This window comes from Vagococcus sp. JNUCC 83 (assembly GCF_053667615.1).
Map to the genome: position 1 here is coordinate 1,278,508 of NZ_CM132204.1, position 13,882 is coordinate 1,292,389.

General features: G+C 33.7%; 14 protein-coding genes and 1 pseudogene. 7 read left to right on the forward strand and 8 right to left on the reverse strand.

All coding sequences use genetic code 11. From position 1 onward, the window contains the following. Positions 1-31: 31 nt before the first annotated feature. From JNUCC83_RS06165 to rpsB, 6 genes and pseudogenes are all read right to left on the reverse strand, one after another. Positions 32-820: a phosphatidate cytidylyltransferase gene (locus JNUCC83_RS06165; protein WP_454459183.1), complete on the reverse strand. Its 789-nt coding sequence runs from the start codon at positions 818-820 to the stop codon at positions 32-34. Continuing rightward, positions 817-1,551: pseudogene (gene uppS, locus JNUCC83_RS06170) on the reverse strand (undecaprenyl pyrophosphate synthase); the annotation flags it as partial. The gene JNUCC83_RS06165 and the pseudogene uppS, both read right to left, overlap by 4 nt. A gap of 230 nt (positions 1,552-1,781) precedes the next feature. Then, complete coding sequence (frr, locus tag JNUCC83_RS06175) at positions 1,782-2,339, reverse strand: ribosome recycling factor (RefSeq protein WP_454459184.1); 558 nt, start codon at positions 2,337-2,339, stop codon at positions 1,782-1,784. A gap of 3 nt (positions 2,340-2,342) precedes the next feature. Further along, positions 2,343-3,065 carry a UMP kinase gene (gene pyrH / locus JNUCC83_RS06180; RefSeq protein WP_454459185.1) on the reverse strand — a complete coding sequence of 241 codons (723 nt, stop codon included), beginning with the start codon at positions 3,063-3,065 and terminating at the stop codon, positions 2,343-2,345. Positions 3,066-3,176: 111 nt separating this feature from the next. Further along, entirely contained in the window at positions 3,177-4,058 is an 882-nt protein-coding gene (gene tsf / locus JNUCC83_RS06185; RefSeq protein WP_454459186.1) for a translation elongation factor Ts, read from the reverse strand. A gap of 123 nt (positions 4,059-4,181) precedes the next feature. After that, positions 4,182-4,967: a 30S ribosomal protein S2 gene (rpsB, locus tag JNUCC83_RS06190; RefSeq protein ID WP_079345218.1), complete on the reverse strand. Its 786-nt coding sequence runs from the start codon at positions 4,965-4,967 to the stop codon at positions 4,182-4,184. Positions 4,968-5,231: 264 nt separating this feature from the next. Here rpsB and JNUCC83_RS06195 point away from each other — a divergent pair, with 264 nt between their 5' ends. Beyond that, the gene (locus JNUCC83_RS06195) at positions 5,232-5,852 is read left to right on the forward strand and encodes a histidine phosphatase family protein (protein WP_454459187.1); all 621 of its coding nucleotides are present in this window, start codon (positions 5,232-5,234) and stop codon (positions 5,850-5,852) included. Between the two features lie 75 nt (positions 5,853-5,927). Next, positions 5,928-6,500 (forward strand): DUF308 domain-containing protein, encoded by a 573-nt coding sequence (locus JNUCC83_RS06200; protein WP_454459188.1) that lies wholly within the window; start codon positions 5,928-5,930, stop codon positions 6,498-6,500. 115 nt (positions 6,501-6,615) lie between these two features. Here the strand turns inward: JNUCC83_RS06200 and tnpA are convergent, their stop codons facing one another. Both tnpA and JNUCC83_RS06210 read right to left on the reverse strand, forming a co-directional pair. Beyond that, a complete protein-coding gene (gene tnpA, locus JNUCC83_RS06205; RefSeq protein WP_454459189.1) occupies positions 6,616-7,089 on the reverse strand; it encodes an IS200/IS605 family transposase in 474 nt (157 codons plus the stop codon). Positions 7,090-7,242: 153 nt separating this feature from the next. Beyond that, positions 7,243-8,589: a hypothetical protein gene (locus JNUCC83_RS06210; RefSeq protein WP_454459190.1), complete on the reverse strand. Its 1,347-nt coding sequence runs from the start codon at positions 8,587-8,589 to the stop codon at positions 7,243-7,245. 119 nt (positions 8,590-8,708) lie between these two features. On the opposite strand from JNUCC83_RS06210, the gene JNUCC83_RS06215 reads away from it, so the two are divergent. From JNUCC83_RS06215 to JNUCC83_RS06235, 5 genes are all read left to right on the forward strand, one after another. Further along, the gene (locus JNUCC83_RS06215) at positions 8,709-9,338 is read left to right on the forward strand and encodes an MBL fold metallo-hydrolase (protein WP_454459191.1); all 630 of its coding nucleotides are present in this window, start codon (positions 8,709-8,711) and stop codon (positions 9,336-9,338) included. Between the two features lie 125 nt (positions 9,339-9,463). After that, positions 9,464-10,297, forward strand: a complete 834-nt coding sequence (locus tag JNUCC83_RS06220) for an undecaprenyl-diphosphate phosphatase (protein ID WP_454459192.1) — start codon at positions 9,464-9,466, stop codon at positions 10,295-10,297. Positions 10,298-10,439: 142 nt separating this feature from the next. Beyond that, entirely contained in the window at positions 10,440-12,359 is a 1,920-nt protein-coding gene (locus JNUCC83_RS06225; protein WP_454459193.1) for a heavy metal translocating P-type ATPase, read from the forward strand. Positions 12,360-12,449: 90 nt separating this feature from the next. Next, a complete protein-coding gene (locus JNUCC83_RS06230) occupies positions 12,450-12,992 on the forward strand; it encodes a DUF1836 domain-containing protein (RefSeq protein WP_454459194.1) in 543 nt (180 codons plus the stop codon). Then, complete coding sequence (locus JNUCC83_RS06235) at positions 12,985-13,839, forward strand: DegV family protein (protein WP_454459195.1); 855 nt, start codon at positions 12,985-12,987, stop codon at positions 13,837-13,839. The genes JNUCC83_RS06230 and JNUCC83_RS06235 overlap by 8 nt, the downstream gene beginning before the upstream one ends. Positions 13,840-13,882: the final 43 nt, after the last annotated feature.

Below are 13,882 nucleotides of genomic sequence, written 5' to 3' on the forward strand. Positions count from 1 at the left end.
GAACATCCTTTCTACTAATCAGTTAATGTATTTAAAATAATCCTACTATATGCATAAAAGGAAAAACAAATAATAGACTATCAAATCTATCTAAAATTCCTCCATGTCCTGGTAAGATGTCTCCTGAATCTTTTACACCGTAATAACGTTTATATGACGATTCAACAAGATCACCTAATTGACCAACAATAGAAAATAAAATAGTTAATAATAACATCACTATCGTTCCATAAGTTAATGGCCAAATAAGAGTATAAACTAATGATACCACCATAGCAGAAGCAATGCCTCCAAGAGAGCCTTCGATTGTTTTATTAGGAGAAATATCAGGTGCTAATTTTCTTTGACCATATTTTCTCCCCACCATATAGGCACCAATATCTGTTGACCAGACAATCAACAGTGCATACATCAGAACGTGTAATCCTGTTTCTCTGGCAGAAATAAAATTTTGAAACCCTGTTCCAACATATAAACTAACCAATACTGGAAACCCAATATTATCAAATGTAAACTCGTTTTTTGAGAAAACCGGTAATATCAATAATGCCATCACAATCAAATAAAATAATGTGTTTCCATTGACTGTTCTTGGTAAAAAATCATACCAAGTCGATCGAGGTAAAATCAACAATACAGTTCCCACAATTGCTAGTATGCCTTCTGTTGACTTTATTTCTAATCCTTTCATTCTAAACAGCTCAAAAACTGCGATTCCACCTAACATTGCCATTACTATTTGCAGCGGCATTTTTCCAATGACGATAAGCGGTATAAATAAAATTAACGCCACTACCGCTGTAATTACTCTTTGTCTCATTTCGTTGCATCTCCTTCTGTTTTCAATCCCCCAAAACGACGCTGACGTGTTTGATATGAACCAATCGCTTCTTCTAAGTTTTCTAAACTAAAGTCAGGCCAAAAACTATCAGTGAAAAATAGTTCACTATATGCGATTTGCCATAGTAAAAAGTTACTTATACGTTCCTCTCCACTAGTTCGTATTAATAAATCTGGGTCTTGTAAGTTTTTTCCTAAACTTGCGGTCATCAAATAACTGGAAAACATATCCTCATCGACTTCATCGATATTATTTCCTTGTTTTACTTCATTTAACAACTCATTAACAGCTGTTAAAATTTCTGCTCGACTCCCATAGTTTAACGCAAAATTAAGTATCATTCCTGTATTATGCTTTGTTTCTTCAATCGCATTTTCTACCGCTTTTTGCGTGTGTTTTGGCAAGTACTCTTTGTACCCCATCACATTGACTTTGACGTTTTCTTTAACCAATTCTGGTACAAAGACATCAAAAAAGTCCACTGGTAATTTCATCAAAAAGTCTACTTCACCTGACGGTCGTTTCCAGTTTTCAGTTGAAAAAGCATATAACGTTAATACTTTAACCCCTAATCTACTTGCGTATGTCGTAATTTTTTTTACATTATTCATACCTTCTTTATGGCCAGCAATACGTGGCAATCTTCTTTGCTGCGCCCAACGTCCATTACCATCCATTATGATTGCTATATGCTTAGGTATCTCTCCCTCTGCGGAAAAGGTTGTGTTTTTTTCTTCTCCATTTTTTTCCTTTGTTTGCTTAGTAAATAAATTAAACATTAAAAAAGCCCCCTCAAAAGACTTGAGCATTTAAACATGCACTCATCTTATTGTAGCAAATGGGACTGGAAAAACCTATAAAAAAAAAGAGAATCCTCCTTTTTTTAAAAGAAAATATAAAAAAACAAGCCACGAACTTCATCGTGACTTAATTTTTGTTATTAAACATCTAAAATTTCTTTTTCTTTATCACTAACAATGGCTTCGATGTTTTTAGCACTAGCGTCTGTCAATGCTTGAACATCTTTTTCTAATCCACGCAATTCATCTTCAGATATTTCTTTGTTTTTTTCTAATTTTTTTAATTCATCAATTGCATCACGACGAATATTACGAATAGCAATTTTAGCATTCTCGCCTTGTTTATTTACTTCTTTTGCGATGTCTTTACGACGTTCCTCTGTTAATTGAGGAATCACTAAGCGAATCACTGTCCCATCATTGGTTGGTGAGATACCAATATCACTTGCTAAAAGTGCTTTTTCAATGTTTTCCATAGCAGATTTATCAAATGGTGTAATCATTAATACACGTGCTTCTGGAATAGTAATAGATGATAATTGGTTTAATGGCGTTGGTGCACCATAATAATCTACTGTAATACGGTCTAAAAGACTTGCATTTGCACGTCCTGCTCTGATTTGACCTAGCTCACGTTGCAAGCTCTCCTCAGATTTTTTCATTTTTTCTTTTGCATCATTTAAAATCACTTGACTCATCATTTATTTCCCCCTTACTGTTGTTCCGATTTGTTCACCTAAACAAACGCGTTTTATATTTCCTGGTTCATTCATGTTGAAGACTACTAAAGGAATATCATTATCCATACTTAAACTACTTGCTGTCGAATCCATCACAGATAGTCCTTTTGAGATAACTTCCATATGTGTTAATTCTTCAAATTTTGTCGCATTTATATCCAACTTAGGATCGGCAGAATATACACCATCCACGTTATTTTTAGCCATTAATATAACGTCTGCGCCAATCTCAACAGCTCTTAGTGCTGCAGTAGTGTCTGTTGTGAAATAAGGATTTCCTGTTCCACCAGCAAAAATTACCACACGACGTTTTTCTAAATGACGAATAGCACGACGTCTAATATAAGGCTCAGCTATTTGTCTCATTTCGATAGATGTTTGAACACGAGTTGGTACACCTAAATTTTCAAGCGTATCTTGAAGCGCTAAACCATTCATCACAGTTGCAAGCATTCCCATGTAATCTGCTTGAGAACGTTCCATTCCCATTTCAGCACCAATATTTCCACGCCAAATGTTTCCACCACCAACAACGATAGCTACTTCGACTCCAAGATTATGAATTTCTTTGATTTCCTTAACCAAACCATTTACAACAGCTGGGTTAATACCAAAACCTTTTTCTCCAGCCAATGCTTCTCCACTGACTTTTAGTAACACTCTACGATATTTAGGTTCCACCATTTTTTTTGCCTCCGATTTATCCTTAAGTCCAACTATAAAAATTATAGTAATTTTTTCAAAAAAAAGGAGCGCATATATCATAACAACAATAAATGCGTTCCCGATGACTAACTATTTGCCCATTTGACTTGCAACTTCATCAGCAAAGTTTTCTTCACGTTTTTCCATACCTTCTCCAACTTCAAAACGTACGAATCCTTTAACTGTTCCACCTTTAGATGCAACAAATTTTTCAACAGTCATATCTGGATCTTTAACAAATGGTTGGTCTACTAAACAAATTTCTGCTAAGAACTTGTTCATACGGCCAATAACCATTTTTTCAACGATTTTTTCTGGTTTACCTTCGTTTAATGCTTGTTCTGTTAATACTTTTTTCTCATGCTCTAATTCTTCTTGGGATACTTGGTCTTTAGACACATAACGAGGGTTAATAGCTGCAACGTGCATAGCTACGTCTTTTGCTACAACGTCATCAGTTGTTCCTTCAATAACTGTTAATACAGCGATGCGTCCACCCATGTGTAAGTATCCACCAAAAGCAGCATTATCATCTTTTTCTAAGATTTCAAAACGACGGAAACTGATTTTTTCACCGATAACTTGAGTTGCTTCAATTACATCAGATTCAATTGTTCCAGTTGATGTTTTAATTTTTAACGCTTCTTCCATAGTAGCTGGTTTGTTTTCAGCAACTAATTTAGCAATATTTTTAACTAAATCTTGGAATTTTTCGTTTTTAGCAACGAAGTCTGTTTCAGAGTTAACTTCAACAATAGCAGCTGTATTGCCAGCAACGTATACATTTGCTAAACCTTCAGCAGCGATACGATCATTTTTCTTACCAGCTTTAGCCATTCCTTTTTCTCTTAATAAGTCGATAGCTTCTTCCATTTTACCTTCAACTTCAACCAACGCACGTTTAGCATCCATCATGCCAACACCTGTACGTTCGCGTAATTCTTTTACCATAGAAGCACTAATTTTACTCATTTATTGTTTCCTCCCAAGTGTTTGTATTTGTTTTAAATGAAAAAGCTATCTAAGACAATTGACAAAACCATTGGCTACTTTGTTCACCTTTGCCAGCAGCCCTAGACAGCTTTAATTTATTTATTATTCAGCGTTACTTCCTTCAACAACTTCAACGATTTCTTCGATTGAAGGAGCTTCTTCAGAAACAACTTCTTCTGTAAATACTTCTTCTACGATTTCATCTTCGCCTTGACGACCTTCGATGAATGCATCAGCCATTTTACCAGAAATTAATTTAACCGCACGAATTGCGTCATCGTTTGATGGGATAACTACATCGATCTCATCTGGATCACAGTTAGTATCAACCATAGCAACGATAGGAATATTTAATTTATGAGCTTCTTGAACGGCAATACGTTCTTTACGTGGGTCAACGATAAACATAACATCAGGAATTCTTGGCATATCAGCGATACCGCCTAAGAATTTTTCTAATCTTTCACGTTCTTTCATTAAACCAGCAACTTCTTTTTTAGGTAAGACTTCAAATACACCGTCTTCTTCCATAGTTGTGATTTGTTTCAAACGTGCAATACGTTTTTGGATTGTATCCCAGTTAGTTAATGTTCCACCTAACCAACGATGGTTAACATAGTATTGACCTGAACGAATTGCTTCGTCTTTGATTGCTTCTTGAGCTTGTTTTTTTGTTCCTACAAATAAAGCAATTCCGCCTTCTTCTGCGATGTTTCTCATATAGTTATATGCATCATCTACTAAGCGAACTGTTTTTTGTAAGTCAATGATATAAATACCATTTCTTTCTGTGAAGATATATTTCTTCATTTTTGGGTTCCAGCGACGAGTTTGGTGCCCAAAGTGTACACCAGCCTCTAATAACTGCTTCATGCTTATTACTGCCATTTGTGTTTCCTCCAATGTGGTTTTTATTTTCCTCTTAACAGCATCACTTTTTTTGTGGACTTAAAATGTTTAAGCACCTCACAAAAAATCAGCCGAAAATGTGGATTTGATACTACTTTACTGCAGCACCTTTGTTAGTATATAACAGCTATATGAGAAAATCAAACTTTTTTGCCTATTTTTTCTTTCAATCTAATTCTTTTTTACTACACTTCTATTTTACGGTATACTTAACTTACTATTATAAGGGAGGATTTTTGCTACATGACAACTTTTTACTGTATGAGACATGGGAAAACAGAGTTTAATCAAGCAGGCGTATTTCAAGGAGGTTTATCTGACTCTCCACTATTAGATGAAGGAGTCGAAACAGCCAAAAAGGCAGGCAATTACTTACATGATGTATCCTTTGACCGCGTGATTATTTCACCACAAAAGCGAGCACAAGACACAGCAAATGCTTTTCTTTCAGAACATCCCTCTACTCCAATCATTGAAACAGTGACTGACATACGTGAAATGGAATTTGGTTCATGGGATGGCACACTTGAAAAAAATTACGATGGGCAAACACAATTTGAACATCTAAAACATCGTCCACATCTTTATGACCCAACTGAATTTGGTGGAGAAAACTTTCAGACATTACTGAATAGAACAAAAACAGTCTTTGAAAATTATGCAAAAGAATACCCTAATGACACTATTTTAGTTGTCTCTCACGGACTCACTTTGCAAACCATTTTGAAACATTTTCAAGGGATTCCTATCAGTGATATTCGTAAAGGTGAACTACTTGGTAATACCAGTATATCTATCATCGAATCAACAAACGGCTCTGATTTTTCTGTCACTCAATACAATGACCTCACGCACACTCTTTAATCTTTTTTATCTACTCAGCCACTTTATTTCGTGGTAGAATAGAAAAGTTCGATTAGATTAAAGGAGTGTCAATAAATGAAGCAACTCGGTCTTAAAGTATTAACATTTGCAAAAAAAATTGAATGGCATTCATTTTTAATGGGCAGTTTAATGATGATTTTCGGTTTTATTATGGTGTTTCATCTAGACTCACAAATCAAACAATTCAGTATTATTATTGGGCTTATTGCCATATTAAAAGGTTTTTTGAATTTTAATTACTATTCAACGAACGTTCGACTAGAACCAAAAGAAAAATGGCATATTATCTATCTCATATCAGGTATCGTTAGTGTTCTGATTGGATTATTTATTATTTTTAATTTTTCAGCAACCAATAATATATTGTGCGTGGTTGGCGGTTTTTGGTTTATTTGGGATGATATTCCTCAAATCATTCTAAGTGAATTAGAATTCATTAATAACCCACGAACACTTATTACCTTTAGAATCATCCAAGGTATCTCGATTCTATGTGGGATTGTGTTAATATTCCAGTCATTTATCCCACTTATTAATCCATTAATGTTTGCTATTTGTTATTATTTTCTCTCTGGAGGAGTCCTTCTTTGGGAAAACTATCAAGTCATAAATCAAAACCTCCAGTGAGAACTGGAGGTTTGTTCTTCGGCTGAAAGCCTCTATTACCGGCTTGAGCCTGAAAGGCTCACTGAAACGGTTTCCCTCATGCACCACATTCACTCGCTGATCCTAAAAGGATCTATTATTTCTTTTTATTTTTCTCTCCTGTAAACGGATCATATTCTTCAAATAATGTTAGTTGATCTGCTACATAATCTTCTCGAATTTGATTTCTTATGTATTCCTCAATTTGTTTCTTATTTCGTCCTACTGTATCAACATAGTAACCCCGACACCAAAATTTTCTGTTACCATATCTATATTTCAAATTAGCATGTCTGTCAAAGATCATAAGACTGCTTTTTCCTTTTAAGTAACCTATGAATCCTGAAACACTTAATTTTGGTGGAATACTTACTAACATATGAACATGATCTTTACATGCGCTAGCTTCAATTATTTCAACACCTTTTCGCTCACATAATAACCTTAGTATTTCTCCGATACTTTGTTTGTATTTTCCATAAATAATTTGTCGTCTGTATTTAGGTGCAAAAACTATATGATACTTACATTTCCATGTTGTGTGTGATAAACTTTGATTGTCCTTTTTCATAAGGAGCCTCCTATATGATTGATATTTTGTGGTCGGGAAACCAAATTTATCTTATCATTTTAGGAGGCTTTTTTAATACCACGCTGAAAGCTCTTTAGAACCACCCGCATAGCAGGTGGTTTTCAAAACATATAAAAAAGAGAAGCTAATCTTTTATTTAACAAAGATAGCTTCTTTTTTTTGCCCTCTTCTTAGTAAAACGAGTGCTGTAAGAAAGAAGAACAATAACCAATATTTACTAATATCCATGACATAGATAGCATTAAAATCTGTTTGTTTATAGGTATAACTATGTAAAATACTGTCCAAAGACACATGATGTGACAATTTACTAACAACCAATAACACGCTCATCATGAGTAATTGATGTAAAATGCTCCCGATATTTCCTAAGCGATACTTAGCTATTAATCTAAAGTCACGTGGCAATACTGGATAATGATATACAGCCTGATTTAACTGTGCATTAAACATCGATACCACAACACTTAATGTAAATACCCCAACATAAAATAATTGGTGTGTGGCAAGTAAGACAAAACTAAGGATTAAACCATACACAATACCTTTTTCTTTATCGTGTACTTTTTTCGATAAGATGGGTGAAAGGATAATAGACGTTAAATATAGGCTATAAATAATCATTAATGAGGATTTCCCATGATTTATCATTTGATATAGCGTACAAAACACTAAAATAAAATTAGTCAACATCCCTTTATAAATCATCAGCCCACTTTCCAACTTAGTAAATTGTCGCTGTCTCGTGATTTTTTTGTAGTAGATAAAATAAATGACTAATAAAATCCCTATTACAACCATCAATGTCAGTAAAAAAGTGGTTTCCCCTAATTTCTTATCACCTTTAATAATAAATACACTAAAGAAACCAACAAAGAATAAAACCACTGTCTCAATGGTAGAATAATTAGGATAAGGTATCGTTTCATCTAATGTATAAGTTGGATAAGTTAAAAAAATCCCCGACAATAAGAGCAAGTTAAGACCTAAAAATAAAAATGTTCCTACTATTGATACATTAATTAATTTAAATAATATGAACGAAAATATTACCGCAAACACTAAAGAATATAACTGACTACTGCTTTTATTGTTAAAATCATTTAATGTTCGCTCATGAAACATCACAGTCATATAACTTGGAAACATTAATCCAGAACACATTCCAAGGAGGCTTCCTGCAATCCACCCAAACATGATAGATTGATTTATTAATAAACCAAATAAACACCCGACAATTCCAAGTGATACTGAGACAAATAGTAATTTTTGCATAGGTAATGTTTTTAGTCTAATCAAAAATAATATCGTTGTTTTAAAACAATAAAAAAATAATAGCGGTAATAAAAACACAAACTGCCGATTATTTTGTAAAAAAATGTGTACTAAAATAAAAATAGGAAATAAATTCATCCCATTGACCAAAATAAACGGAATAAATTGCAATGTTTCTAATCGTTCCTTTAATCGCTCCACCATATCGCCCTCTTTCTTCTTGTCTAGTTTACAATATTTTACCTTTTACCACAAAGTTCTTTATACTTTAGTAAAATCTTTTTTTTCGTTATAATACAAATAAAGTTAAAGGAGGAATAAACGTGTTAACAATCAAACAAATTCCAACAGGAGCTATCCAAGAAAACTGCTATTTAATTTATAACGACACATCTTTACTTATTGTCGATCCAGGTGATGAAGCGAAAAAAATTGAACAAGAAATTGATCAATTAGATGCTAAACCTGAAGCTATTTTAATTACTCACGCACACTATGATCATATTGGTGCTGTTGATGATATTAGAGATAGATACAATATTCCTGTGTATATCAGCCCAATCGAACAAACTTGGCTAACTGATCCTCAACTGAACTTATCAGGATTAGCTCGTCATGACGACATGGCAGATGTGACTGCTAGAGAAGCTGAGTTCGAATTTAAAAACTACGATACATATACTATTGGTGACATGACTTTCAAAGTTGTTCCAACACCTGGTCACTCTCCTGGTAGTGTGAGCTTTATTTTTGATGAGTTTGTTGTATGTGGTGATGCTTTATTTAGAGGAAGTGTCGGTCGAACTGACCTACCTTTTGGTGACTCACAAACACTTCTTTCTGGTATTCAAAAAGAATTATTTACTTTACCAGACGAAACAAAAGCCTATCCAGGCCATGGACCTGTTACAAGTATTGGCCGTGAAAAACGAGAAAATCCTTTTTTTAACTAATATAATTTGTATACCCATAGACAATTTTTTGTCTCTTGGGTCTTTTTTATTGTCAAAAAAACATTTGGTTTTAAAAAAAGATAAGGTATACTTAATGATGATAAAAATAAAAAGGGGAATTAATAATGGATTTTTATAATATACTAAAAGTAATCTTCCTTGGAATCGTCGAGGGAATTACTGAATGGTTACCTATCAGTAGTACTGGCCATCTTATTTTAGTTGACCAATTTATAAAGCTCGATGCTTCAAACGATTTTAAAGAAATGTTTAATGTCGTCATTCAACTTGGCGCCATTTTGGCAGTTGTCGTTTTATATTTCAATAAACTAAACCCATTTGCTTCAAATAAAACTAAACTCGAAAAAAGTGACACTTGGTCTTTATGGTTTAAAGTAGTCGTTGCTTGTATTCCAGCTGGTGTACTAGGTATTTTATTTGATGATTTTCTTGAAGAGCACTTCCACAAATTTGTTCCAGTTGCTATCATGTTAATCTTGTATGGTGTCTTGTTTATCATTGTTGAAAATCGCAATAAAACTATTAAACCAACTACAACTACCTTAAATCAACTAACCTATAAAACGGCCTTTATCATTGGTTTATTCCAGGTACTGAGCTTAATCCCTGGAACATCTCGTTCAGGAGCAACTATTATCGGAGCAATGATTATCGGTTGTTCACGTTTTGTAGCAGCTGAATTCACCTTTTTTCTAGGAATTCCAGTCATGTTTGGTGCTAGTGGTGTAAAGATTTTAAAATTCTTACTAAAGGGCAACACATTTGGATCGCCAGAAATTATTTTATTATCACTTGGAACCATCGTTTCTTTTATTGTTTCCATCCTAGCTATTAAATTCTTAATGGGATACATCAAGAAACATGATTTCAAAGTTTTCGGTTGGTACAGAATCATTTTGGGAACGATCATTCTCATTTACTGGCTAACTACTTTATAATAATAAAACTTTTAAAGAAGCGATTCGTCGCTTCTTTTTTAGAATCATTCTCATTGATAACGACTATCAATCCCATCTAGATTATAACTATTCTAATCTAGTTTTTTTTGTGTTACACTTGATTCATAAGGAGGTAACACAAATGTCTTATATTAAAGAAAACAAACAAATGCTTGCTACAATCATCTGTGGTGTCCTAATGTTACTAGGATTTATTGTTGATAAAAATAACATGCCATTTTCTCCTATCATTTATATAATTGGGATGATTATAGGTGGATACTCACAAACCAAAGAAGGAATTGAAGATACGATTGAGAATAAACATCTTAGTGTCGATTTATTAATGGCTCTTGCTGCAATTGGTGCCTGTACCATCCAATTTTATTTTGAAGGAATTATGTTAACCTTTATTTTTTCATTAAGCGGGTCCTTAGAAGAGTACACAACAAGTAAAAGTAAAAAAGAAATTGAAAATTTAATGGCGATTCAACCAGAAAATGCCTTCCTACTAATGCCTGATAATTCCACAAAAGAAGTACCTGTCGAAGACCTTAAAATAGGAGACAAACTGTTAGTCCCTAAAGGAGCCAGTGTACCTATTGATGGTGAACTACTTAGTGACCATTCCTCCATTGACGAAGCAGCAATTACGGGCGAATCAATTCCCGTTGAAAAAACTTATCATGAGGCATTGTTTGCTGGAACAATTAATGTTGGTAATGCCATTTCAATGGTTGTTACTAAAGAAGCGAAAGATACATTATTTAGTAAAATTATTCAATTAGTTGATGAAGCGCAAAATACTCCCTCAAAAACTGCGAGTTTTTTAGATCGTTTTGAAAATGTTTATGTTAAAGCTGTTTTAGTCATTGTTCCATTAATGATTTTTCTACCTTATGTCTTTTTAGGATGGAGTTGGAATGAGAGCTTCTACCGCGGTATGGTGCTATTAGTTGTGGCGTCTCCTTGTGCATTAGTCGCCTCAGCTACCCCTGCTACCCTTGCTGCTATCTCTAATGGGGCAAAAAATGGAGTACTGTTTAAAGGTGGTGTCTTTCTAGAATCCTTATCTGATCTAAAAGCTATCACATTTGATAAAACTGGGACACTAACAAAAGGCATTCCTGTAGTTACCAATGAATACTTTATAGGTGATAAAAATGATGAAGCTATCTCTGCCCTTGTTACTATTGAAAAAAATTCAACACACCCTTTAGCGAATGCTATTGTCCGTTTTTATCAAGAATCAACTATTACTATAAATGAGGCGTTGTTAGTTGAAGAAATTGCCGGCTCTGGCATGCAAGCAACTCATAATGAGACATTGTGGAAAGTTGGAAACAGCGATTTTGTAACAAATACAGACTTAACTCATGAAACAAAATATAAAACACTACAGCTACAAAAAGAAGGAAAAACAGTTATTTATCTCTCTAAAAATAACCAAGTGGTTGCATTTTTTGGTTTACTTGATGTACCAAAACCTGAAGCAATCGATTGTGTTCGTTACTTTAATGAAGCAGGTATTACTACAACAATGTTAACTGGTGACCACCATCAAACAGCTAATGCTGTGGCTAAAATAGTTGGTGTCGATCATGTCATTGCAGACTGTTTACCTGAAGATAAAACTATTTTTATTAAAGAGCAAAAAGAAACAGTCGGAACAAACGCCATGATTGGTGATGGCATTAATGATGCACCCGCCCTCGCTAATGCAACGATTGGAGTAGCTATGGGGCAAGGAACTGATATTGCAATTGATGTAGCTGATATTGTATTGATGCAAAACGATTTAAATAAACTTGCGATGAGTCATGAGTTGTCTCTTAAACTTAAAAAAATCGTTACAGAAAATATTATCTTTTCTATCTCCGTTATTGTCCTATTAATTATCTCAAACTTTTTACAAGTCATTAACCTTCCACTAGGCGTTATAGGGCATGAAGGAAGTACCATTTTAGTCATACTAAATGGTTTAAGAATGCTTAAACCTATCTCAAAAAAAACATCAACTCCTAGATATCAAACACAATCAGAAACAAAAATTGCTCATTAAAAGATTAGGCTTATGGTCTAATCTTTTTTTATTGTCATTTCATAAACTTTATGATATAGTTTTTAAAACTAGATAAAGGAGTTTTTAATATTGAATGATACTCCACCGATTAATTTAACATCATTTAAATTACCTTTGTGGGATGAGCTACCTGACATTGATGTTTATATGGATCAACTTGTCACAATTGTTGACCGCTATTTACATCCTTTATCGGCCAATGGTGTTCCTTTTAAACCACTGACTCCTTCTATGGTAAATAATTATGTGAAGTTAAAATTAATTCCCAAACCTAATAAAAAGAAATATAACAGAAAACATATCGCTAGAATTATTGTCATTACGATTTTAAAACAAGTATTTGACATCCCCTCAATACAACAAAGCATTGATCTACAAATTGAGGATACAAATTCAAAAGAAGCTTACAATTTATTTTGTGACTACTTACATGAATCACTTCATGCATTTTCGACGCAGGGTGAAACAATTATATTTAATAACCCTCAAACAGATATCGCTCCCATTCGTTGGGCATGCATTACGATTGTTAGTAAACTTTTTACTGAATGTGCATTAATGACAACATTAAACACAATAGATAACAAGGAGATGGACACACAACATGACTGAAAAAATTGCATTATTAGTAGACTCTGGTATGGATATACCTACAGAAGCAGCTCAATTAGAGGGCGTTTTCATCGTTCCTCTTAGTATCAATTACTCAGATGGCAGCTATTTAGATAACATCGAGATTAGTGCAGCAGAAATATATAGTCGTCTAGATGAAGAAATTCCAACTACATCTCTTCCCTCACTTGATATTATTGAAAAAACTATTAACCAAATAAAAAATGAAGGCTACACGCATATTTTAACAGTAACCATTTCAAGTGGTCTTAGTGGAACTCACAATGCTCTTAGATTACTGTTAAATGACCACCAAGATATTAAATCACATATTATTGATACTAAAAGCATTGGAATTGGTGGTGGTATTCAAGCGGCTTATCTAAAAGATTTAATCGATAAACATTATAGTTTTGACTCTTTGGTTGAAATTGGCGAACTTCTTCCTAAAAAAGGACGTGTGTTCTTTAGTCTTCCAACACTAGAATACTTAAAAAAAGGCGGAAGAATTGGGCTGGTTACCTCTATTATTGGGACAGCTTTAAACCTAAATCCTGTTATTTCTTGTAATAACGAGGGAATCTATTATACTGTCACAAAAGCTCGCGGCAGAAAAAAAAGTTTACAAAAAATGATTGACCAATTAGTTGATTTTGCAGGAGATAGTACCGATTATCGTATAGGAATTGCTTATGGAACCTGTATTGATGAGGCTGAAAATGTAAAAAAAATCATTGAAGAAAAACTTCCACATGCTGATGTTGTTTATTTTGATGATGTTAGTCCTGTATTAGGCGTTCATACGGGTCCGGATGTCATTGGTGTCACAATTTTAGACTTAAATTAAGAAACATTGTAATTAATTTATTGCAAACTGATTATGGTTTCTG

Excerpts from the sequence above, each read along its gene's own strand:
- tsf (WP_454459186.1), bottom strand. The coding sequence starts at position 4,058 with ATGAGTAAAATTAGTGCTTCTATGGTAAAAGAATTACGCGAACGTACA.
- JNUCC83_RS06165 (WP_454459183.1), bottom strand. The coding sequence starts at position 820 with ATGAGACAAAGAGTAATTACAGCGGTAGTGGCGTTAATTTTATTTATA.
- pyrH (WP_454459185.1), bottom strand. The coding sequence starts at position 3,065 with ATGGTGGAACCTAAATATCGTAGAGTGTTACTAAAAGTCAGTGGAGAA.
- JNUCC83_RS06235 (WP_454459195.1), top strand. The coding sequence starts at position 12,985 with ATGACTGAAAAAATTGCATTATTAGTAGACTCTGGTATGGATATACCT.
- JNUCC83_RS06225 (WP_454459193.1), top strand. The coding sequence starts at position 10,440 with ATGTCTTATATTAAAGAAAACAAACAAATGCTTGCTACAATCATCTGT.
- JNUCC83_RS06195 (WP_454459187.1), top strand. The coding sequence starts at position 5,232 with ATGACAACTTTTTACTGTATGAGACATGGGAAAACAGAGTTTAATCAA.
- JNUCC83_RS06220 (WP_454459192.1), top strand. The coding sequence starts at position 9,464 with ATGGATTTTTATAATATACTAAAAGTAATCTTCCTTGGAATCGTCGAG.
- rpsB (WP_079345218.1), bottom strand. The coding sequence starts at position 4,967 with ATGGCAGTAATAAGCATGAAGCAGTTATTAGAGGCTGGTGTACACTTT.
- tnpA (WP_454459189.1), bottom strand. The coding sequence starts at position 7,089 with ATGAAAAAGGACAATCAAAGTTTATCACACACAACATGGAAATGTAAG.
- frr (WP_454459184.1), bottom strand. The coding sequence starts at position 2,339 with ATGAGTCAAGTGATTTTAAATGATGCAAAAGAAAAAATGAAAAAATCT.
- JNUCC83_RS06210 (WP_454459190.1), bottom strand. The coding sequence starts at position 8,589 with ATGGTGGAGCGATTAAAGGAACGATTAGAAACATTGCAATTTATTCCG.
- JNUCC83_RS06200 (WP_454459188.1), top strand. The coding sequence starts at position 5,928 with ATGAAGCAACTCGGTCTTAAAGTATTAACATTTGCAAAAAAAATTGAA.